Here is a 20,485-nt window from a genome sequence, read left to right as displayed (position 1 = left end):
GCAGGCTTTACGGTGGCGGCTGGCTTTGGACTTCTGCACTCGATCAGAACAGCCGCAACGGCTCCTCATCCAGCGCCGCCAGCTGCTCGCGCAGGGCCAGGATCTGGTCGCCCCAGTAGCGTTCGTTGGCAAACCAGGGGAAGGCCAGGGGGAAGGCCGGATCGTCCCAGCGGCGGGCGATCCAGGCGCTGTGATGCATCAGGCGCAGCGCGCGCAGGCCTTCGATCAGCGGCAGCTCGCGGGTATCGAAGTCGTGGAACTCCTGATAGCCGTCGATCAGCTCGGAGAGCTGGCCGAGGCGTTCCTGGCGGTCGCCGGCCAGCATCATCCACAGGTCCTGCACGGCGGGGCCCATGCGGCAGTCGTCGAGGTCGACGACATGGAAGGCGTCGTCGCGGTGCAGCAGGTTGCCTGGGTGGCAGTCGCCGTGCAGGCGGATCGGGGTGTAGCGCACTCGGCCGAACAGCTCGTCCAGGCGCCCCAGCAGGTCGCGGGCCACTGACTCGTAGGCCGGCAGCAGGCTGCGCGGGACGAAGTCGCCTTCCAGCAAGGTGGTCAGCGAGGCATGGCCGAAGTTGTCTACCGCCAGCGTCTCGCGGTGCGCGAACGGGCGGCTGGCGCCGACCGCGTGCAGGCGGCCGAGCAACTGGCCGAGGCTGTACAGCTGGTCCAGATTGCCCGGCTCCGGCGCGCGTCCGCCGCGACGGGGAAACAGGGCGAAGCGGAAGCCGGCGTGCTCGAACAGGCTCTCGCCGTCCTGCTGCAGTGGCGCCACCACCGGCACGTCGCACTCGGCCAGCTCAAAGCTGAAGGCATGCTCCTCGCGAATCGCCGCATCGCTCCAGCGATCCGGGCGATAGAACTTGGCGATCAGCGGCTGGCTATCCTCGATGCCCACCTGGTAGACGCGGTTCTCGTAGCTGTTCAGCGCCAGCACGCGGGCATCGCTGAGATGGCCGATGCTCTCGACGGCGTCGAGGACCAGGTCGGGGGTGAGGGTGGCGAAGGGGTGGCTCATGGCGGGCTCCAGTCAGGGCGCCCAGTCTATCTCTAAAGCAGCCTCTCAACTGCGCATCGGTGCGGCGCGGCGCGCATCGCCCAGGCCATAGACCAGCAACAGCAGCAGGAACGACAGCCCCAGCAGGCAGGCGGCCAGGCGATGGGCCTCGCCATAGCGCAGGGCCTCGACATGCTGGAACAGGGCGATGGACACCACCTGGGTCTCGCCGGGAATGCTGCCACCGAGCATCAGTACCACGCCGAACTCGCCCAGGGTGTGGGCGAAGCCGAGCGTGCCGGCGACCAGGATGCCGCGCCGCAGCAGCGGCAGTACCACGCGCAGCAGGCGCTGCCAGCGGCCAGCGCCGAGGCTGGCGGCGGCCTCCAGCAGGCTCTGCGGAATCTCGCGCATGGCCACGGTCAGCGGCTGCACCACGAACGGCAGCGAGTAGAGCACCGAACCCAGCACCAGGCCGGTGAAGCTGAAGGCCAGGCCCTGGCCGGTGAGCCAGTGCCAGGCCTGGCCGAGCGGCGTGGTGGGGGCGAACAGCACCAGCAGGTAGAAGCCCAGCACGGTCGGCGGCAGCACTAGGGGCAGGGCCAGTACTGCGTCGAGGATGCGCCGCAGCGCCGTCTGCTTGCGCACGCGCCAGGCCGCCAGCGGCAGGCCGATCGCCAGCAGCAGGGCGGTGGACAGCGCCGCCAGCTGCAGGGTGATCGACAGTGCCTGCCAGTCGCTGTCAGTCAGCAGCACAGCCGGCCTCGCCGGGCAGGGCGTAGCCCGCGGCTTTCAGGGTTTCGTGCTGGGCGTCGAAGAACTTCAGGAAGGCCTCGGCGGCCGCCTTGCGCTCGCCCTTGGCCAGCAGCACGCGCTTCTGCTCCAGGGGGTCGTAGAGCTTGGCGTCGACCTGCAGGTACTGCGCGGTCGGAGTCTTGGCCGCGGTCAGCTGGCTGAGGGCGACGAAGCCGCTCGGCGCGTGGCCGGTGGTGACGAACTGGAAGGCCTGGCCGATGTCCTGGGCGTACACCAGGCGCAGCTTGAGTGCGTCCAGCTGGCCGCTGCGCTCGAGGGTCTGCAGGGCGGCCTTGCCGTAGGGCGCGGTGTCAGGCAGGGCGATGGCGATCTTGCCGGCGGGCAGGGCGCCCAGTATGGGTTCGGTCTTTGGGGCCCACAGGGCCAGGCGGCCGCAGGCGTAGGTGCGCGATGCTGCGCCCGCGCCGATGGCGGCCAGCTTGTCCGGGCGCTCGGCATCGGCCGAATAGAACAGGTCGAAAGGCGCACCACGCTGGATCTGCTCGAAGAAGGCGCCGCTGGAGCCACCGGCCAGCTGCACTTCGGCACCGGTCTGTTGCTGGTAGTCCTTGGCGATCCTTTCCATCACCGGCAGCAGGTTGGCGGCCACGGCGATGCGCACCGGCTCGGCGGCCTGGGCCTGGGTCGCGCCCAGCAGGGTGAGGGTGAGTAGCAGGCGGCGCATGGTGGACTCCTTGTCTTCAGGTGGCGATGCCCAGCAGGACCTGGGCGGGGGAAACGCGGGCCTGGATCGGGCGGCTGGCGGCCAGGTCGAGAGCCGGCAATTGCCGGGCATCGAGCAGGGCGCACAGGCGCTGGCCGCCGGGCAGGGCGATGCGCACTTCGCAGGGGCCGTCTCCTTCGTCGAGCACTTCCTCGACCTCGCCGCGTAGCGCACCTTCGGCTGGCGGGTCGCTCGGCAGCAGCTCCAGGCAGCCGGCCTTGAACAGCGCGACCACGGTACTGCCGATGGCTAGCTCCAGGTGCAGGGTGCTGTCGTGGGTGATCTGCGCCCGCAGGCGGTTGTCGTCGTCCAGGGTGATCTCGATCAGGTCGTTGCGGCCCTGGGGCTGGATGGCACTGACCCGGCCGCTGAGCTGGTTGCGCGCGCTGGTACGCAGCATCAGGCGGCCGAGCAGGGCCAGGTCGGCATCCTGTTCAGCGGCGTCGAACAGCTGCGCCTGCAGCTGTTCGAGACGGCGATACAGCTGCAGCAGACGCGCGCCGGTGGCCGACAGGCGCGCGCCACCGCCGCCCTTGCCACCGACGCTGCGCTCGACCAGCGCCTGGCCGGCCAGGTTGTTCAACTCGTCGATGGCATCCCAGGCCGCCTTGTAGCTGAGCCCGGCGGCCTTGGCCGCACGGGTGATCGAGCCCTGCTCCGCTACCTGCTGGAGCAGGGCGATGCGTTGCGGGCGGCGGGCGATATGTTGGGAGAGGGCGGTCAGCAGGGTCATGGGACAAGCGCAATATAGTTTTCTATATAGCGGCGCACGATGCGCGATCCAGAGCCTGCGGTCAATCTCCTGGCTTGGGTGTGCGGGCCAGGCAGTAGACGTCCACGCGCGCCGCGCCGGCCTTCAGTAGCAGGCGCGCCAGTGCCTCGGCCGTGGCGCCGGTGGTGAGCACATCATCGGTCAGCGCGATATGCCGGCCGTGTACTTCGGCGCACTCGGCGAGGGTGAAGGCCTGGCGCAGGTTGCGTTTGCGCGCGGCCGCGTCCAGCTCCTGCTGGTGCGCGCCTTCCTGCGGGCGCAGCAGCCAGCGTTCCTGCACCGGTAGCTGCAGGCTCTTGCTCAGCCAGTCGGCGAGCATCCCGGCCTGGTTGAAGCCGCGGCTGCGCAGGCGCTTGCGCCCCAGCGGCACGGGCAGCAGCAGGTCGGGGCGCGGCAGGCCTTCGGCGAAGGCGTGTTGCAGATGATGTGACAGAAGCTCGGCCAGCAGACGTCCCATTGGCCACTGCGCCTGGTGCTTGAAGCGGGTGATCAGGCTGTCGACCGGAAAGGCGTAGCGCCAGGCCGCTTCCACCCGGGCGAAGCTCGGTGGTCGCTTCTGGCAGGCGCCGCAGGTCAGACCGCTGGCCGGCAGCGGCAGGGCGCAGACGCTGCAGTGGCCGCCCAGCCACGGCAGTTCGCCCTCGCAGGCGCTGCACAGCGGGTGCTCGGTGTCCGCCGCTTCGGCACACAGCAAGCACATTTGTTTATTTTTCGTCCAGATGTAAACCTGGCTATCGGTGAATGGTTGACAGCGCATGGTCCTTCCTTTGACTATGCCTCGCAGCCGTGTTGCACAGCCTAGAACAAGGAATATCGCCCATGAGCGCCAGTATCGCCTCCGTCACCCGTCACGATTGGTCCCTCGCCGAGGTGAAGGCGCTGTTCGAGCAGCCGTTCAACGACCTGCTGTTCCAGGCCCAGACCGTCCACCGCGCGCACTTCGACCCGAACCGCGTGCAGGTCTCGACCCTGTTGTCGATCAAGACCGGCGCCTGCCCCGAAGACTGCAAGTACTGCCCGCAGTCCGGTCACTACAACACCGGCCTGGACAAGCAGAAGCTGATGGAAGTGCAGAAGGTGCTGGAGGCGGCCGCCGAGGCCAAGGCCATCGGCTCGACCCGTTTCTGCATGGGCGCGGCGTGGAAGCACCCGTCGGCCAAGGACATGCCCTACGTGTTGAAGATGGTCGAAGGCGTGAAGAAGCTCGGCCTGGAAACCTGCATGACCCTGGGCAAGCTCGACCAGGAGCAGACCCGCGCCCTGGCCGAGGCCGGCCTGGACTACTACAACCACAACCTGGATACCTCACCGGAGTTCTACGGCAACATCATCACCACCCGCACCTACGCCGAGCGCCTGCAGACCCTGGCCTATGTGCGCGACGCTGGGATGAAGATCTGCTCCGGCGGCATCCTCGGCATGGGCGAGTCGCTGGACGACCGCGCTGGCCTGCTGATCCAGCTGGCCAACCTGCCCGAGCATCCGGAGTCGGTGCCGATCAACATGCTGGTCAAGGTCGAGGGCACGCCGTTGGCCCAGGAGAAGGACGTCGACCCGTTCGACTTTATCCGCATGCTCGCCGTGGCGCGGATCATGATGCCTAAGTCCCATGTGCGCCTGTCCGCCGGCCGCGAGGCGATGAACGAGCAGATGCAGGCCCTGGCCTTTATGGCAGGCGCCAACTCGATCTTCTACGGCGAGAAGCTGCTGACCACCAAGAACCCGCAGGCCGACAAGGACATGCAGCTGTTCGCCCGCCTCGGCATCAAGCCGGAGGAGCGCGAGGAGCATGCCGACGAGGTGCATCAGGCCGCCATCGAGCAGGCGCTGGTCGAGCAGCGCGACGGTCAGCTGTTCTATAACGCCGCCTCGGCCTGATCCCGCTTTGAGTAGGGGCGAGCTCTGCTCGCGAAGGAGCTCGCGTGACCAAGGTGCGCGAGCAAAGAACTAGGCGTCCTCCTCGCTCCTACGGACCAATCGCATGAGTTTCAATCTTGCCGCCCGCCTCGCCGAGCGCCGCGCCGCTCACCTCTATCGCCAGCGCCCGTTGCTGGAAGGCCCGCAAGGGCCGGAGGTGGTGGTCGATGGTCAGGCGCTGCTGGCCTTCTGCTCCAACGACTACCTGGGCCTGGCCAATCACCCCGAGGTGACCGCGGCCATGCGCGCCGGCGCCGAGCGCTGGGGTGTGGGTGGCGGGGCCTCGCACCTGGTGATCGGCCACAGCACGCCGCACCACCAGCTGGAAGAGGCGCTGGCCGAGTTCACCGGCCGGCCGCGCGCGCTGCTGTTCTCCACCGGCTACATGGCCAACCTGGCCGCCGTGACGGCGCTGGTGGGGCAGGGCGATACGGTGCTGGAAGACCGCCTCAATCACGCCTCGCTGCTGGATGCCGGCCTGCTCTCCGGCGCGCGCTTCTCGCGCTACCTGCACAACGATGCGGTGAGCCTGAGCAAGCGCCTGGACGGTGCCTCCGGCAACACCCTGGTGGTGAGCGACGGCGTGTTCAGCATGGACGGCGACCTGGCCGACCTGCCGACCCTGTGCGCCGAGGCCCGCAGCAAGGGCGCCTGGATGATGGTCGACGACGCCCACGGCTTCGGGCCTTTGGGCGCCAGCGGCGGCGGCATCGTCGAGCACTTCCGCCTGGGCTTGGATGACGTGCCGGTACTGGTCGGTACCCTGGGCAAGGCCTTCGGCACTGCCGGCGCCTTTGTCGCCGGCAGCGAGGAGCTGATCGAGACGCTGATCCAGTTCGCCCGCCCCTACATCTATACCACCAGCCAGCCGCCCGCCGTGGCCTGCGCCACGCTGAAGAGCCTGGAAGTGCTGCGCACGGAAAGCTGGCGCCGCGAACATCTGAACAAGCTGATCGCGCGATTCCGCGCCGGCGCCGCCGAGATCGGCCTGAGCCTGATGGACAGCCCGACGCCGATCCAGCCGATCCTGGTCGGCGACAGCGAGCGCGCGCTGCAGCTCTCCGCGCTGCTGATGGCGCGCGGCCTGCTGGTCGGCGCCATTCGTCCGCCCACCGTGCCGGCCGGCAGTGCGCGCCTGCGGGTGACCCTCTCCGCGCTGCACAGCGAGGTGCAGCTGGAGCGCCTGCTCGATGCCCTGGCCGAATGCTGGCCGTTGGTGAACCACGATGCGTAATCATCTGATCCTGCTGCCAGGCTGGGGCCTGGGCAGCCTGCCGCTGGAGGTGCTGGCCGAGGCCCTGCGCGGCCTCGCTCCGACGCTCAAGGTGGAAATCGAGCCGCTGCCCGAGCTGACCCGTGGCGAGCCGCGCGACTGGCTGCTGGAGCTGGACGAGCGCTTGCCGCCGCATACCTGGCTGGGCGGCTGGTCCCTCGGCGGCATGCTCGCCAGCGAGCTTGCGGCCCTGCGTGGCGAACGCTGCCGCGGCCTGCTGACCCTGGCCAGCAACCCCTGCTTCGTCGCCGGTTCGGACTGGCCGTTCGGCATGGATGAGGCCACCTTCAATGCCTTCGTCGATGGCTGCCGCGCCGATCCTGCGGCCACCCTCAAACGCTTCAGTCTGCTCTGCACCCAGGGCTCCAGCGAGGGCCGCGGCCTGGCCCGTCAGCTGCAGGCCGCCGCCCCGCATGCTTCTGCCGAGGTGTTGCTGGCCGGGCTGGAGGTGCTGGGCAACTTCGACGGGCGCAGCGCCCTGCAGCGCTTTGCCGGGCCGCAACTGCACCTGCTGGCCGGCGCCGACGCCCTGGTGCCGGCCGAAGTGGCCGGCGAGCTGCTGATGTTGCAGCCGGATATCGAGGTGGGACTGATCGAGGAGGTCAGCCACGCCTTCCCGCTGGAGCGCCCGCACGAGATAGCGGCGGCGATACTGGCCTTCCTCGGCGAGGCCGGCGATGTCTGAGTCGCTGCAGCAGGGCGACCTGCCGGACAAGCGCCAGGTCGCGGCCTCCTTCTCGCGCGCGGCGCACAGCTATGACGGCGTCGCCGCGCTGCAGCGCGATGTCGGCAATGAGCTGCTGGCACGCCTGCCGGCGCTGACCCCCGCCCGCTGGCTGGACCTGGGGTGCGGTACTGGCTACTTCACCCGTGGCCTGGCCGAGCGCTACCCACAGGGCAGCGGGCTGGCCCTGGACCTGGCCGAGGGCATGCTGCGCCATGCGCGGCCCCAGGGCGGCGCCCGCCACTTTGTCGCCGGCGATGCCGAGCGCCTGCCGCTGCGCGATGTCAGCCTCGACCTGATCTATTCCAGCCTGGCCGTGCAGTGGTGTGGCGACTTCGCCGCCGTGCTGGACGAGGCGCGACGCACGCTGCGATCGGGCGGAGTACTGGCCTTCAGCAGCCTGTGCGTGGGCACCCTGCAGGAGCTGCGCGACAGCTGGCAGGCGGTGGACGGCTTCGTCCACGTCAACCGCTTCCGCCGCTTCGAGGATTACCAAGCGCTGTGCGTGGCCAGCGGTATGCAGCTGCTGACGCTGGAGCGCCGGGCCAGGACGCTGCACTTCCCCGATCTGCGCGCCCTGACCCACGAGCTCAAGGCCCTCGGTGCGCACAACCTCAACCCCGGGCGCCCGGGCGGCCTCACCGGGCGGGCGCGGGTGCGCGCCCTGGTCGAGGCCTACGAGCGCTTCCGCCAGCCCCAGGGCCTGCCGGCCACCTATCAGGTGGTGTACGGCGTTTTGCGCAAGGATTGATATGAGCCAGGCCTGTTTCGTCACCGGTACTGACACCCTGCTCTTGGGTAGAGAGCCGGCAAGACCATCGGCTCGACCATGGCGAGGGGGGATGTGCGTATGAGCCGAGCATACTTCGTCACTGGTACTGACACTGAAGTCGGCAAGACCACCATTGCTGCCGGCCTGCTGCACGCAGCGCGCGAGGCCGGGCTGAGCACGGCGGCAGCCAAGCCGGTGGCCTCCGGCTGCGTGCGGACCGTCGCTGGCCTGCGCAATGACGATGCCCTGGCCCTGCTCGGCGAGTGCTCCTTGGCGCTGGGCTACGACGAGGTCAATCCATTTGCCTTCGAACCCGCCATCGCCCCGCATCTGGCGGCGCGCGAGGCGGGTGTCGAGCTGAGCGTGGCGCGGCTGCTGCCGGCGGTACGGCGGGTGCTGGATAAAGGCGCGGACTTCTCCCTGGTCGAGGGCGCGGGTGGCTGGCGGGTGCCGCTGACCGGGCGCGAGAATCTGTCCGATCTCGCTATCGCATTACGGCTGCCAGTGATTCTGGTGGTCGGCGTGCGCCTGGGCTGCATCAACCATGCGCTGCTCAGCGTCGAAGCCATCGAGCGCGACGGCCTGCGCCTGGCCGGCTGGGTGGCCAATATCGTCGACCCGCAGACCTCGCGCCTCGAAGAGAACCTGGCGACCCTCGCCGAGCGCCTGCCGGCGCCCTGCCTCGGACGGGTGCCGCGTCTGGCGGCGGCGACGCCCGCGGCAGTGGCCACGCATCTCGATCTGCGACCGTTAAGCGCCGCGCTATAAGCCGCTGATCGGCCATAACGCTTTGCTTGTACGTTTTTTGAGCATTTTCTGCTTCAATTGTCCGCACGAGTCTGTCCCCGTCAGGGAGTCACCACCATGCAAATCTCCGGTAACGCCTTCAGCGCTGGCCTCAGTGGCATCCAGGCCGGGCAACGTCGTGTCGACCAGGCCGCCAGCGAGATCGCCAGCAACACCCTGCCGGTGCAGCAGCCGAGCGAGACTCCGCCGACCCAGCAGGTCGAGCCCAATCCGGAGGCGCTCGCCAATCGCCAGCCCGACCTGGCCGAGAGCCTGGTAGGCCTGACCCAGGGTCGCAACGAAGTGCAGGCCAGCGCTCGGGTAGTGGAAACCGCCGACGAAGTGCTCGGCACGCTGATCGATACCCGCGCCTGACAGGGCTGTCGGCGTAGCAGTAATCAGAGGGCTCGCCCGATCGGGCGAGGAGGGGTGTGATGCAGATCGGCAGCGCCATGACCTACGCTGCGCCCCTGCCGTCGTCCCAGGCGGCCAGGACTCCTTCGTCCGAGCTTTCCCGCCCCGCCGATCCCGCCGCCGAACCACTTAAAGCCACTGGCGAATCCACCGAGCTGCGTGACGAGGCGCAGAGCCCGGCGCGCACCGATGGCGAAGGCGAGGAAGAATCCCCGCGCGAAACCCAGCAGCTGCGTCAGGAGCAGCTGGAGATCGCCGACCTGGCCAGCCGCGACCGCGAAGTGCGCGCTCACGAGCAGGCCCATGCCTCGGTCGGCGGCTCTTATGCCGGCGCCCCCACCTATACCTTCAAGCGCGGCCCGGACGGCAAGAGCTACGCCGTCGGTGGCGAAGTCAGCATCGACACCAGCCCCATTCCCGGCGACCCGGAAGCCACCCTGCGCAAGATGGAGCTGGTGCAGCGCGCCGCGTTGGCGCCTGCCGAGCCTTCCGCCCAGGATCTGCGCGTCGCCGCCGAAGCCGCGGCGCAGGCCACCCAGGCCCGTACCGAGCTGGGTGAGTTGCGTCGCGAGGAGGCGCTTGCCGCCGCCGAAGAGCGTGCCACTCGGCGCGAGGAGCAGTTGGCCGAAGAGGAAGAGAAGGCCGCCAGCGAAGAAGAGGAAAAGCCGCAGCAGGCTGCGGCGGCGCCACCTAAGCTTGATCTGTATCTGCGTCTGGCCCAGTTGCAGGCTCCGCTCCCGGCGGTCGACCTGCAGGTCTGAAGTGCTTCCCCGGGGGTGCTTGACAAGGGTAGGGCGTAAACGTATGTTTCAAACGCTTGTTTGAGTGCCGGGCCGGTTTTCGCCTGCCGGGTGCCGGGAGAAATCCCGCGAACGACCGCTCTAGACGGTCACCCTAACACTAAGGAATCCACCGTAGAGGTTTACCGCTATGCCTGAGTACAAGGCCCCCTTGCGTGATATCCGCTTCGTTCGCGACGAACTGCTCGGCTACGAAGCGCACTATCAGAGCCTGCCTGGCTGCCAAGACGCCACCCCGGACATGGTCAGCGCCATTCTGGAAGAAGGCGCCAAGTTCTGTGAGCAAGTCATCGCTCCGCTGAACCGTGTTGGTGACCTCGAGGGCTGCACCTGGTCCGAGTCCGGTGTGAAGACCCCCACCGGCTTCAAGGAAGCCTACCAGCAGTTCGTCGAAGGCGGCTGGCCGAGCCTGGCGCACAACGTTGACCACGGCGGCCAAGGCCTGCCGGAATCCCTGGGCCTGGCCCTGAGCGAGATGGTCGGCGAAGCCAACTGGTCCTGGGGCATGTACCCCGGCCTGTCCCACGGCGCGATGAACACCATCGAAGCCCACGGCACCGACGAGCAGAAGCACACCTACCTGACCAAGCTGGTATCCGGCGAGTGGACCGGCACCATGTGCCTGACCGAGCCGCACTGCGGTACCGACCTGGGCATGCTGCGCACCAAGGCCGAGCCGCAGGCTGACGGTTCCTACAAGGTATCCGGTACCAAGATCTTCATCTCCGCCGGCGAACACGACATGGTCGATAACATTGTCCACATCGTGCTGGCCCGCCTGCCCGACGCCCCGCAAGGCACCAAGGGCATCTCCCTGTTCATCGTGCCGAAGTTCAACGTCAATGCCGATGGCAGCGTTGGCTCGCGTAACGCCGTTTCCTGTGGCTCCCTGGAGCACAAGATGGGCATCCATGGCAACGCCACCTGCGTGATGAACTTCGACGGCGCTACCGGCTACCTGATCGGCCCGGCCAACAAAGGCCTGAACTGCATGTTCACCTTCATGAACACTGCTCGCCTGGGTACCGCTCTGCAGGGCCTGGCCCACGCCGAAATCGCCTTCCAGGGCGGCATCAAGTATGCCCGCGAGCGTCTGCAGATGCGTTCCCTGACCGGCCCGAAAGCTCCGGACAAGGCTGCTGACCCGATCATCGTCCACCCGGACGTGCGTCGCATGCTGCTGACCATGAAGGCCTTCGCCGAAGGCAACCGCGCGATGGTGTACTTCACCGCCAAGCAGGTCGACATCGTCAAGTACAGCCAGGACGAAGAAGAGAAGAAAGCCGCCGACGCGATGCTGGCCTTCCTGACTCCGATCGCCAAGGCCTTCATGACCGAAGTCGGCTTCGAAGCCGCCAACCACGGCGTGCAGATCTACGGTGGCCACGGCTTCATCGCCGAGTGGGGCATGGAGCAGAACGTGCGCGACAGCCGCATCTCCTGCCTGTACGAAGGCACCACCGGTGTTCAGGCCCTCGACCTGCTCGGCCGTAAAGTGCTGATGACCCAAGGCGAAGCCCTGAAAGGCTTCACCAAGATCGTGCACAAGTTCTGCCAGGCCAACGAAGGCAACGAGGCCATCAAAGGCCTGGTCGCACCGCTGGCCCAGCTGAACAAGGAGTGGGGCGACCTGACCATGAAAGTGGGCATGGCCGCGATGAAAGACCGCGAAGAAGTCGGTGCCGCCTCGGTGGACTACCTGATGTACTCCGGTTACGCCTGCCTGGCCTACTTCTGGGCCGACATGGCGCGCCTGGCTGCCGAGAAGATCGCTGCCGGCACCGAGGACGAGGCTTTCTACAAGGCCAAGCTGCAGACCGCTCGCTTCTACTTCGAGCGCATCCTGCCGCGTACCCGTACTCACGTCGCCACCATGCTGTCCGGCGCCAGCAACCTGATGGAAATGGACGAAGAGCACTTCGCTCTGGGCTACTAAGTCCGCTCCGACCTCAGGTCAGAGAAACCGCGGCCCCCGGGTCGCGGTTTTTTTTGGTCCGGAAAAAGGCGAGTCGACAGAATGCGAACGATTGCCGCTGCCCTTTGTTCGCGATACAGGCAAAATGCCGCGTCCCGCTCCTGCTTTGCGGGCTGGAGAATCTGAAGTGTCGCGTCTCGCCGCCTACCGCCCCGATCATCTGCTGACCGCGCTGCCGCTGCTGGTCGCCGGGCTGCTGGTCGCGCGCATGAGCGAGCTCAACGAATTCTTCCTGTCGCTATTTAACGTGTTGCCGACCCTGCTCCTGCTGCTCGGCGGCGCCTTCTGCGTGGTCTATGGCCGCCAGCGCGAGTTGTCGTTGCTGGTGGTGGTCTACCTCGGCTATTTCCTGCTGGATACCCAGACCGACCATTTCCGCGAGCACGGCAAGGTGCGCGAAGACGCGGCGCTGATGTTCCACCTGTGCAGCCTGCTGCTGCCGCTGCTCTATGGCCTTTACGGCGCCTGGCGCGAGCGCAGCCACCTGCTGCAGGACATGGTCGCCCGCGCCGCCGTACTGCTGGCCATCGGCGGCACCGCTCTGGCCCTGGCGCGGCGCTTCCCCCAGGGCCTGCAGGCCTGGTTGGCGGAGATCCACTGGCCGCTCTGGCATGGCCAGTGGATGAGCCTGATCCAGCTGTCCTACCCGCTGTTCCTGATCGCCGGCGTGCTGCTGCTGGTGCAGTACCTGCGCCAGCCCCGCCCGCTGCATGCCGCCGTGCTGCTGGGGCTGATCGGCCTGCTGTGGATGCTGCCCAACACTTTCATCCTGCCGCATGCGCTGCAGGTGATGAGCAGCCTGGTGATGCTGATGCTGGTTGCCGCCGTGGTCCACGAGGCCTACCAGATGGCCTACCGCGACGAGCTCACCGGCCTGCCCGGACGGCGCGCGCTGAACGATCGCCTGGAACGCCTAGGGCGCAGCTATGTGATCGCCATGGCCGACGTCGACCACTTCAAGAAATTCAACGACACCCACGGCCACGACGTCGGCGACCAGGTACTGCGCCTGGTTGCCAGTCAGCTGCGCAAGGTGGGCGGCGGTGGCAAGGCCTATCGCTACGGCGGCGAGGAGTTCACCCTGGTGTTCCCCGGCAAGTCCATCGAAGACTGCCGCCAGCACCTGGAGGCCGTGCGTCTGGCGGTGGAGAACTATCCGCTGCAACTGCGCGACAAGCAGCAGCGGCCGAAGGACAACAAGGAAGGCCGCCAGCGCCGGCGCGCGAGTGGCGCGGCCAGCGTGTCGGTGACCATCAGCATCGGCGTGGCCGAGCGCGAGCTGCAGCAGCGCACGGCCGACGAGGTGATCCGCTGCGCCGACAAGGCGCTCTACGCGGCCAAGAGGGCCGGCCGCAATTGCGTGGTGGCCCAGGGCGAGAATCGCCGCGGCGCGGTGCGGGTCAAGGCTGCGGCCGAGTGAGAACGATTGGTGACCATTGGTTCACAACTAGAACCTATGTCCTAAATTGGTGTTCAGATAGACTCCGGAGCATGTTGGATCGGCCGGATCGTCGGCCGTTTCGTTGCTCCCGAGGATCGCTCCATGGCCGACTACAAAGCTCCCCTGCGCGACATGCGCTTCGTTCTCAATGAAGTCTTCGAGGTCTCCAAACTCTGGGCCCAGCTGCCCGGTCTGGCCGAAGTGGTCGACGAAGACACCGCTGCCGCGATCCTCGAAGAAGCCGGCAAGGTCACCGGTGGCGTGATCGCCCCGCTGAACCGCAGCGGCGACGAAGAAGGCTGCTCCTGGACCAACGGCGTGGTGAAAACCCCGGCCGGCTTCCCCGAGGCCTACCAGACCTACGCCGAAGGCGGCTGGGTTGGTGTTGGCGGCGCGCCGGAGTTCGGCGGCATGGGCATGCCGAAAGTGATCGGTGCCCAGGTCGAGGAAATGGTCAACTCGGCCAACCTGTCCTTCGGCCTGTACCCGATGCTGACCGCCGGCGCCTGCCTGTCGATCCTCAACCACGCCAGCGAAGAGCTGAAGCAGCAGTACCTGCCGAACATGTATTCCGGCGTCTGGGCCGGCTCCATGTGCCTGACCGAGCCGCACGCCGGCACCGACCTGGGCATCATCCGCACCAAGGCCGAACCTCAGGCCGATGGCAGCTACAAGATTTCCGGCACCAAGATCTTCATCACCGGTGGCGAGCACGACCTGACCGAGAACATCGTCCACCTGGTGCTGGCCAAGCTGCCGGACGCCCCGGCCGGTCCGAAAGGCATCTCGCTGTTCCTGGTACCCAAGGTCATGGTCAATGCCGATGGCTCGCTGGGCGAGAAGAACTCGCTGTCCTGCGGCTCGATTGAGCACAAGATGGGCATCAAGGCCTCGGCCACCTGCGTGATGAACTTCGACGGCGCCACCGGCTGGATCGTCGACGAGCCGAACAAGGGCCTCAACGCCATGTTCACCATGATGAACTACGAGCGTCTGGGCGTCGGCATCCAGGGCCTGGCCCTGGGCGAGCGTTCCTACCAGAGCGCCATCGAGTACGCCCGCGACCGCATTCAGAGCCGCGCCCCGACCGGTCCGGTGAACAAGGACAAGGCCGCCGACCCGATCATCGTGCATCCGGACGTGCGCCGCATGCTGCTGACCATGAAGGCGCTGAACGAGGGCGGTCGCGCCTTCTCCAGCTACGTCGCCATGCAGCTGGACACCGCCAAGTACAGCGAAGACAAGGACACCCGTAAGCGCGCCGAAGAACTGGTCGCCCTGCTGACGCCGGTGGCCAAGGCCTTCCTCACCGACATGGGCCTGGAAACCACCATCCACGGCCAGCAGATCTTCGGCGGTCACGGCTTCGTCCGTGAGTGGGGCCAGGAGCAGCTGATCCGCGACTGCCGCATCACCCAGATCTACGAAGGCACCAACGGCATCCAGTCGCTGGACCTGATGGGCCGCAAGATCGTCGGCAGCGGCGGCAGCTTCTACAAGCACTTCAGCGATGAAGTGAAGGCCTTCATCGGCAGCGCCGATGCATCGCTGGGCGAGTTCACCGAGCCGCTGAAAGCCGCCATCGCCAACCTCGACGAGCTGACCGCTTGGGTCATCGCCCAGGCCAAGACCAACCCGAACGAGATCGGCGCCGCGTCGGTCGAGTACCTGCAGGTGTTCGGCTACACCGCCTACGCCTACGTCTGGGCGCTGATGGCCCGTGCCGCACTGGCCAAGCAGGGCGACGACGAGTTCTACGTGAGCAAGCTGGGCACCGCGCGCTTCTTCTTCGCCCGCCTGCTGCCGCGTATCCACTCGCTGACCGCCTCGGTCAAGGCCGGTAGCGAGTCGCTGTATCTGCTGGACGCCGCTCAGTTCTGAGTCTGATCCGGCAATGAAAGAGCCCCGCTTCGGCGGGGCTTTTTTTATGTCCGGTGACGCCAGGGCAAGCCGGGTAGGGCGGGTGCAACCCGCGTTGCCAAGGCCGCGGGTTTTACCCGCCCTACGGGCTGAGGGATCGTGAGTAAGCGAAGCGTTGTGTCTGTGCACCAGTTGGCCTACGTCTTCAGGTAGTGTCCCCCGCTGCGCCGATATACTCGGCCATCCTCGGTCAGGCGTACGGGGAAGGGACTTCGCCTCAATGGCTCGGGAATTACTGCATGCAATGGATCTTCATGCTGGTCGGTCTGGTGCTCGGTGCACTGGCTGGTGAATCGATAACTTCGGCCCTGCTTGGCGGCTTGCTGGGGTTGGGCCTGGGCCAGGCGTTGCGCCTGCAGCAGCTGGCGGCGGACAACGAGCGGCTGCGCAAGGAGCTGAAAGGCTTCGCCGAGCGCTTCGAGCACGGCACCACGGCGCTGTATGAGCGCCTGGTCAGGCTGGAGAGCGCCCCGCCGAGCACGGCCGCGCCGGTCGCCGAGCAGCCCGCTGTCGTGACGACAGCTGCAGCGCCTGATGTGGAGCCGCTTGCCGAGCCCGACGTCGAGCCTGAATCTGCCGAGCTGGTTTGGGAGCTGCCGGAGCAGCTCAGTCCCGCGCCCCAGGTCGCCGCCGAGGCGCCGCGCCCGACTCCGGCACCGGTCGCCCCCTTGCCTCAGCTTCCGCCGCGCCCCAGCGAGCCGCGCCGTCCGGCCGCGCCGCGGGAGCCGTCGCCTATCGAGCGTGGCTTCGCCCTGGCCAAGGCCTGGCTGCTAGGTGGCAACACGGTGCTGCGGGTCGGTTTGGTGCTGCTGTTCCTCGGCCTGGCCTTCCTCCTGCGCTACGCCACCGAGGGCATGGTGGTGCCGGTGGAGCTGCGCTACGCCGGCGTGGCGGCCAGTGCCATCGCCTTGCTCGGGCTGGGCTGGTGGCTGCGTCGCCGCAATCCCAACTACGGCCTGATGCTGCAGGGCACCGGCATCGCCGTGCTGTACCTGACGGTGTTCGCCGCCATGCGCCTGCACCCGCTGCTCGACCCCAAGCTGGCCCTTGGCCTGCTGGTGCTGGTCACCGCCTTCTCGGCCATCCTCGCCGTGGCGCAGAACGCCCTAGGGCTGGCCGTGGCGGCGGCGCTCGGCGGCTTCGCCGCGCCGATCCTCACCTCCACCGGCAGCGGCAACCATGTGGCGCTGTTCTCCTACTTCATCCTGCTCAACGCCGGCATCTTCGCCATCGCCTGGTTCAAGGCCTGGCGCCTGCTCAACCTGGTCGGCTTCCTCGGCACCTTCGGCATCGGCTTCGCCTGGGGCATTCGCTCCTACACCCCGGAGTTGCTGTGGAGCACCGAGCCGTTCCTGGTGCTGTTCTTCCTGATGTACGTGGCCATCGGCCTGCTGTTCGCCCGGCGCAAGCTGCGTGAGGCGACGGATGCCCCCGAGGGGCGCGACGAGTTGCTGCGCTGGAGTCGCGGGCACGCCGACTATGTCGACGGCACCGTGCTGTTCGGCCCGCCGCTGGTGGGCTTCGGCCTGCAGTACGCCATCGTCCAACACCTCGAGTTCGCCGCCGCCTTCAGCGCCCTCGGCCTTGGCCTGTTCTATATGGTGCTGGCGCGCCTGCTGCGCGGGCGCAACGTGCTGTTGCTGATGGAGACCTGTCTGGCCCTGGGCGTGGTGTTCGCCACCCTGGCCATCCCGCTGGGGCTGGACGCGCGCTGGACCTCCGCCGCCTGGGCGGTGGAGGGCGCCGGCATCTACTGGCTGGGCCTGCGCCAGGGGCGGCCGCTGGCGCGCAGCTTCGCCTTGTTCCTGCAGTTCGCGGCGGCGCTGGCCTTCCTCGGCGGCATCGACTTCTCCATCCCCGGCGACACGGTGCTCGACGGCGCCCCGCTGGGCGCACTGATGCTCGGGGTGGCGCTGCTGTTCAGCTTCTGGCAACTGCGCCAGGCGCCGGACGACGTCAGCCGGGCCTGGGAACGCCGCGGCCTGCCGTTGCTGGCGGCGGTCGGCCTGGGCTTCCTCTATCTGATCGCCCCGCTGTGCCTGGGCCCGGAAGGCACGGCCATGGCCTGGGCGCTGGCCGGGCTGGCGACCCTGTTTGCCGGCCTGCGCCTGCAGTCGCGCACCTTCCTGTTCAGCGCATTCGCCATCCAGTTGCTCGGCGGCGTGCTGTTCCTCGCGCGGCTGCGGGGTGCCGATGCGGATGGCGCGGGCGTACTCGACTCCGGCTGGCGCGGCCTGATGGTCTGCTCGCTGATCGGCCTGGCGCTGGTGGCCGGCATGCTGATCGCGGTGCGCGACAAGCTGGTCAGCGAGGACCGCGGCCTGATGCGCGGGCTGTCGCTGGTGATGCTGGTCGGCCTGCTGTTCGTCAACCTGGCGGTGCTGTTCGTGTTGCCCTGGCAGAGTGCCGCGGCGGTGTGGGGCGGTACGGGCCTGCTGATCATCTGGCTCAGCCTGCGCCTGCAGCTGCGCGCCAGCTTCCTGTTCGGTCTGCTGCTGCAGGTGGTCGGCGGTATCGCCTTCCTCGCCGCCAGCCCGTTGTTGCTCGGCTATCTGCCCAGCGAGGGGCTGCGACCGCTGGCGCATGCCGGCTTCTGGGCGCCGCTGGTGCTGGCCCTGGCCGCGCAGGTCGGCGCCTGGCGTCTGCGCCATGTGCTGTTGCGCCAGCAGGCGGGCAGCCTGGGGAGCCTGAGTCTGCAGCGTCTGTCGCAGCTGTTGCTGGCCTGGGGCGCCGCCTGGTGGGCGCTTGCCCTGAGCAGCGAGGTGCTGCGCTTCGTCGCCATCGATCTGCAGGGCGCCGCGCTGCTGGCCCTGGCCGCGCTCAGTGTGGCGCTGTGGAGCTGGCTGGCCGGGCGCCTGCGCTGGCGTGCGCTGGCACTGCTGTGCAGCCTGTTGGTGCCGGCCGGCCTGGTGATCCTGCTGCACCTGGGCGAGCGCACCTATCATCCGGCGGCCGGCTTCGGCTGGATCGGCTGGGGCCTGCTGTTCGCCGCGCACCTGTGGTCGCTCAAGCGTCTGGCCGAGCTGCTGCCAGCCGGTGTGCGCAGCGCCGCCCATGTGCTGGGTTGCTGGTTGATCCTCGGCGTCCTGGCCCTGGAACTGCGCTATCTGCTGATGCTGCTGGCCGAGCACTACAACGCCTGGCGCTGGCTGGGCTGGGCCGTGTTGCCGAGCGCTTTCCTCCTGGCGATGGCCGCTCCGCGTGCCTGGCCCTGGCCGGTGGCGGCGTACCCGCGCGAATACCGGGTGCTGGCCGCCGCGCCGCTGGCGCTGCTGATGCTCGGCTGGCTGTGGCTGGCCAACATCGCCAGCGACGGCAGCGCCGATCCGCTGCCCTACCTGCCGCTGCTCAACCCGCTGGAGCTGGGCATGCTGCTGGTGCTGCTGTCGATCTACGCCTGGCTGCGTGCGGGTCTGCCTCAGCTGGGGCTGGCGGCGCACAGCGAGCGCATCGCGCAGATGGTCGCCGGCGCCACGCTGTTCGTCGTGCTCACCGCGACGGTGTTCCGCGCCGCGCATCACTGGGGCGGCGTGCCCTACGAACTGGATGCGCTGCTCGACTCGATGCTGGTGCAGGCCGGCCTGTCCATTGTCTGGACCCTGATCGCCCTGCCGCTGATGATCGTCGGTCACCTGCGTGGCCGCCGCGAGCTGTGGCTGCTGGGCGCGGCGCTGATCGCCGTGGTGGTGGCCAAGCTGTTCTTCGTCGAGCTGGGCAACCGCGGTGGCCTGGAGCGCATCATTTCCTTTATCGGCGTCGGCGTGCTGTTGCTGGTGGTCGGCTACTTCGCCCCGCTGCCGCCGCGCAAAGCCGAATCTGCACAGGTGAATACATGAACAAGTGCTTGTCGATCGCCCTCGCGGCCCTGCTCGTCGCACCGTTGGTGCAGGCCGACTACTCGACCCAAGTACCGCTGAAGCTGGAAGGCGAAGGGCCCTGGTATCGCCTGGAGTTGCCGCTGGGCCTGCAGATGGCCGCCCGCCACGCGGACCTGCGCGACCTGCGGGTGCTCAATGCCGAAGGTGAGGAGCTGGCCTATGCCCTGACCCTGGGCAGCGCCCAGCCCGAGGAGAAGCGCCAGGAGGCCTCGGTGAAGTGGTTCCCGCTCAAGGGCGCTGCGGATGCCGAGGCGGTGCCTGCCATCCGCGTGCAGCGCAGCACCACCGGTACCCTGGTGGAGGTGGCGCCGGAGTCGGCGGGGCAGGGCGAGCAGATCCTGCGGGGCTGGCTGCTGGATGCCAGCGCCTTCGACCAGCCGCTGCACCGCCTGCAGCTGGACTGGAGCTCCGACCAGGAGGGCTTCCAGCGTTTCACCATCGAGGCCAGCGACGACCTGCAGCACTGGCAGCGCTGGGAAGACGGGCAGATCGCCCGCCTGAGCTTCGCCGAGGAGCGCGTCGAGCAGCGTGAAGTGGAGCTGCCTGGCGCCAAGGCACGCTACCTGCGTCTGCTCTGGCAGGCGCCGCAACAGGCCCCGGCCTTGCTGGACGCGCGGGTGGTGAGCATCGAGAACCAGGAGTCGGCGCCGGCGCTGGCCTGGTCCGCCGCTCTGGCTCCGACGACGAACAAGGTCGGCGAGTACAGCTGGGAGTTGCCGCTGTCTCTGCCGCTGGAGCGCGTGCGGGTGTCGTTGCCCCAGGGCAATGTGCTGGCGCCGGTCAGCCTGTCCTCCCGCGGCGCCGGCAAGCTGGAGTGGCAGCCGCTGACCAGCGGCCTGCTCTATCGCCTGCCGCAGGACGGCAAGGAGGTGCTGCAGGACGAGATCGAGCTATACGGAACGCCGGTGCAACAGCTGCGCCTGCGCGTCGATGCCCGCGGCGGTGGTCTCGGCAAGGAGGCTCCAGGCCTGCAGGTGGCGGTGCGCGGTACCCAGGTGGCATTCCTGGCGCGCGGTTCGGCGCCCTACCGACTGGCGGTGGGTGACAGCTCGTCGCGCTCCGCGGCGTTGCCGCTGGGCACCCTGATTCCCGGCTACGAGCCCAAGCGTCTGGCCAGCCTCGGTCGCGCCATCGCGCCCGAGACGGTGCCAGAGGTGGTGCGTGAGGCGGCCGATGCGGCGCAGTCCGCGGCGGACTGGAAACGTATCGGCCTGTGGGTCGTCCTGCTGGCCGGAGTCGCGCTGCTGGGTGGCATGGCCTTCAGCCTGCTGCGCAAGCCGACGGCGTGACAGGGTGG

17 protein-coding genes are annotated in these 20,485 nt (G+C 68.1%); 12 read left to right on the top strand and 5 right to left on the bottom strand.

Translation table 11 applies throughout. The features are described 5' to 3' along the window. Positions 1 to 43: 43 nt before the first annotated feature. The 5 genes from FFS62_RS14460 to FFS62_RS14440 form a co-directional block, all read right to left on the bottom strand. A complete protein-coding gene (locus FFS62_RS14460) occupies positions 44 to 1,018 on the bottom strand; it encodes a serine/threonine protein kinase (RefSeq protein WP_137973538.1) in 975 nt (324 codons plus the stop codon). Positions 1,019 to 1,063: 45 nt separating this feature from the next. Continuing rightward, positions 1,064 to 1,753 (bottom strand): molybdate ABC transporter permease subunit, encoded by a 690-nt coding sequence (gene modB / locus FFS62_RS14455; protein ID WP_137973537.1) that lies wholly within the window; start codon positions 1,751 to 1,753, stop codon positions 1,064 to 1,066. Beyond that, positions 1,740 to 2,477, bottom strand: coding sequence for a molybdate ABC transporter substrate-binding protein (gene modA / locus FFS62_RS14450; RefSeq protein WP_137973536.1), 738 nt, complete (start codon positions 2,475 to 2,477; stop codon positions 1,740 to 1,742). The genes modB and modA overlap by 14 nt, the downstream gene beginning before the upstream one ends. A 16-nt stretch (positions 2,478 to 2,493) precedes the next feature. Continuing rightward, positions 2,494 to 3,249, bottom strand: a complete 756-nt coding sequence (locus FFS62_RS14445; protein ID WP_137973535.1) for a TOBE domain-containing protein — start codon at positions 3,247 to 3,249, stop codon at positions 2,494 to 2,496. A 61-nt stretch (positions 3,250 to 3,310) separates the two neighbouring features. After that, positions 3,311 to 4,045, bottom strand: a complete 735-nt coding sequence (locus tag FFS62_RS14440) for a ComF family protein (protein ID WP_137973534.1) — start codon at positions 4,043 to 4,045, stop codon at positions 3,311 to 3,313. Between the two features lie 62 nt (positions 4,046 to 4,107). Here FFS62_RS14440 and bioB point away from each other — a divergent pair, with 62 nt between their 5' ends. The 12 genes from bioB (at position 4,108) to FFS62_RS14380 (ending at position 20,477) form a co-directional block, all read left to right on the top strand. Further along, entirely contained in the window at positions 4,108 to 5,166 is a 1,059-nt protein-coding gene (gene bioB / locus FFS62_RS14435) for a biotin synthase BioB (RefSeq protein ID WP_137973533.1), read from the top strand. 103 nt (positions 5,167 to 5,269) lie between these two features. Further along, complete coding sequence (gene bioF / locus FFS62_RS14430; protein WP_137973532.1) at positions 5,270 to 6,439, top strand: 8-amino-7-oxononanoate synthase; 1,170 nt, start codon at positions 5,270 to 5,272, stop codon at positions 6,437 to 6,439. Continuing rightward, positions 6,432 to 7,163: an alpha/beta fold hydrolase gene (locus FFS62_RS14425; protein WP_137973531.1), complete on the top strand. Its 732-nt coding sequence runs from the start codon at positions 6,432 to 6,434 to the stop codon at positions 7,161 to 7,163. The genes bioF and FFS62_RS14425 overlap by 8 nt, the downstream gene beginning before the upstream one ends. Further along, positions 7,156 to 7,953, top strand: a complete 798-nt coding sequence (gene bioC / locus FFS62_RS14420) for a malonyl-ACP O-methyltransferase BioC (RefSeq protein ID WP_137973530.1) — start codon at positions 7,156 to 7,158, stop codon at positions 7,951 to 7,953. Before FFS62_RS14425 ends, bioC begins: the two co-directional genes overlap by 8 nt. Positions 7,954 to 8,052: 99 nt before the next feature. Further along, positions 8,053 to 8,742 (top strand): dethiobiotin synthase, encoded by a 690-nt coding sequence (gene bioD, locus FFS62_RS14415; RefSeq protein ID WP_137973529.1) that lies wholly within the window; start codon positions 8,053 to 8,055, stop codon positions 8,740 to 8,742. Positions 8,743 to 8,838: 96 nt separating this feature from the next. Next, positions 8,839 to 9,135: a hypothetical protein gene (locus tag FFS62_RS14410; RefSeq protein WP_137973528.1), complete on the top strand. Its 297-nt coding sequence runs from the start codon at positions 8,839 to 8,841 to the stop codon at positions 9,133 to 9,135. Positions 9,136 to 9,194: 59 nt separating this feature from the next. Next, the gene (locus FFS62_RS14405) at positions 9,195 to 9,935 is read left to right on the top strand and encodes a putative metalloprotease CJM1_0395 family protein (protein WP_137973527.1); all 741 of its coding nucleotides are present in this window, start codon (positions 9,195 to 9,197) and stop codon (positions 9,933 to 9,935) included. Positions 9,936 to 10,104: 169 nt separating this feature from the next. Further along, on the top strand, positions 10,105 to 11,910 hold the full coding sequence (locus FFS62_RS14400) for a phenylacyl-CoA dehydrogenase (RefSeq protein ID WP_137973526.1): 1,806 nt from the start codon (positions 10,105 to 10,107) through the stop codon (positions 11,908 to 11,910). 166 nt (positions 11,911 to 12,076) lie between these two features. After that, the gene (locus tag FFS62_RS14395) at positions 12,077 to 13,369 is read left to right on the top strand and encodes a diguanylate cyclase (protein WP_137973525.1); all 1,293 of its coding nucleotides are present in this window, start codon (positions 12,077 to 12,079) and stop codon (positions 13,367 to 13,369) included. A gap of 123 nt (positions 13,370 to 13,492) precedes the next feature. Continuing rightward, complete coding sequence (locus FFS62_RS14390; RefSeq protein ID WP_137973524.1) at positions 13,493 to 15,271, top strand: acyl-CoA dehydrogenase C-terminal domain-containing protein; 1,779 nt, start codon at positions 13,493 to 13,495, stop codon at positions 15,269 to 15,271. A 278-nt stretch (positions 15,272 to 15,549) separates the two neighbouring features. Further along, the gene (locus FFS62_RS14385; RefSeq protein WP_137973523.1) at positions 15,550 to 19,146 is read left to right on the top strand and encodes a DUF2339 domain-containing protein; all 3,597 of its coding nucleotides are present in this window, start codon (positions 15,550 to 15,552) and stop codon (positions 19,144 to 19,146) included. Further along, positions 19,143 to 20,477 carry a DUF3999 domain-containing protein gene (locus FFS62_RS14380; protein ID WP_137973522.1) on the top strand — a complete coding sequence of 445 codons (1,335 nt, stop codon included), beginning with the start codon at positions 19,143 to 19,145 and terminating at the stop codon, positions 20,475 to 20,477. Before FFS62_RS14385 ends, FFS62_RS14380 begins: the two co-directional genes overlap by 4 nt. Positions 20,478 to 20,485 lie beyond the last annotated feature (8 nt).

This window comes from Pseudomonas sp. F(2018) (genome assembly GCF_005508865.1).
Classification (GTDB): Bacteria; Pseudomonadota; Gammaproteobacteria; order Pseudomonadales; family Pseudomonadaceae; genus Aquipseudomonas.
The sequence above is the reverse complement of the archived record's forward strand: the minus strand, read 5'-3'. Positions and strand labels throughout refer to the sequence as shown.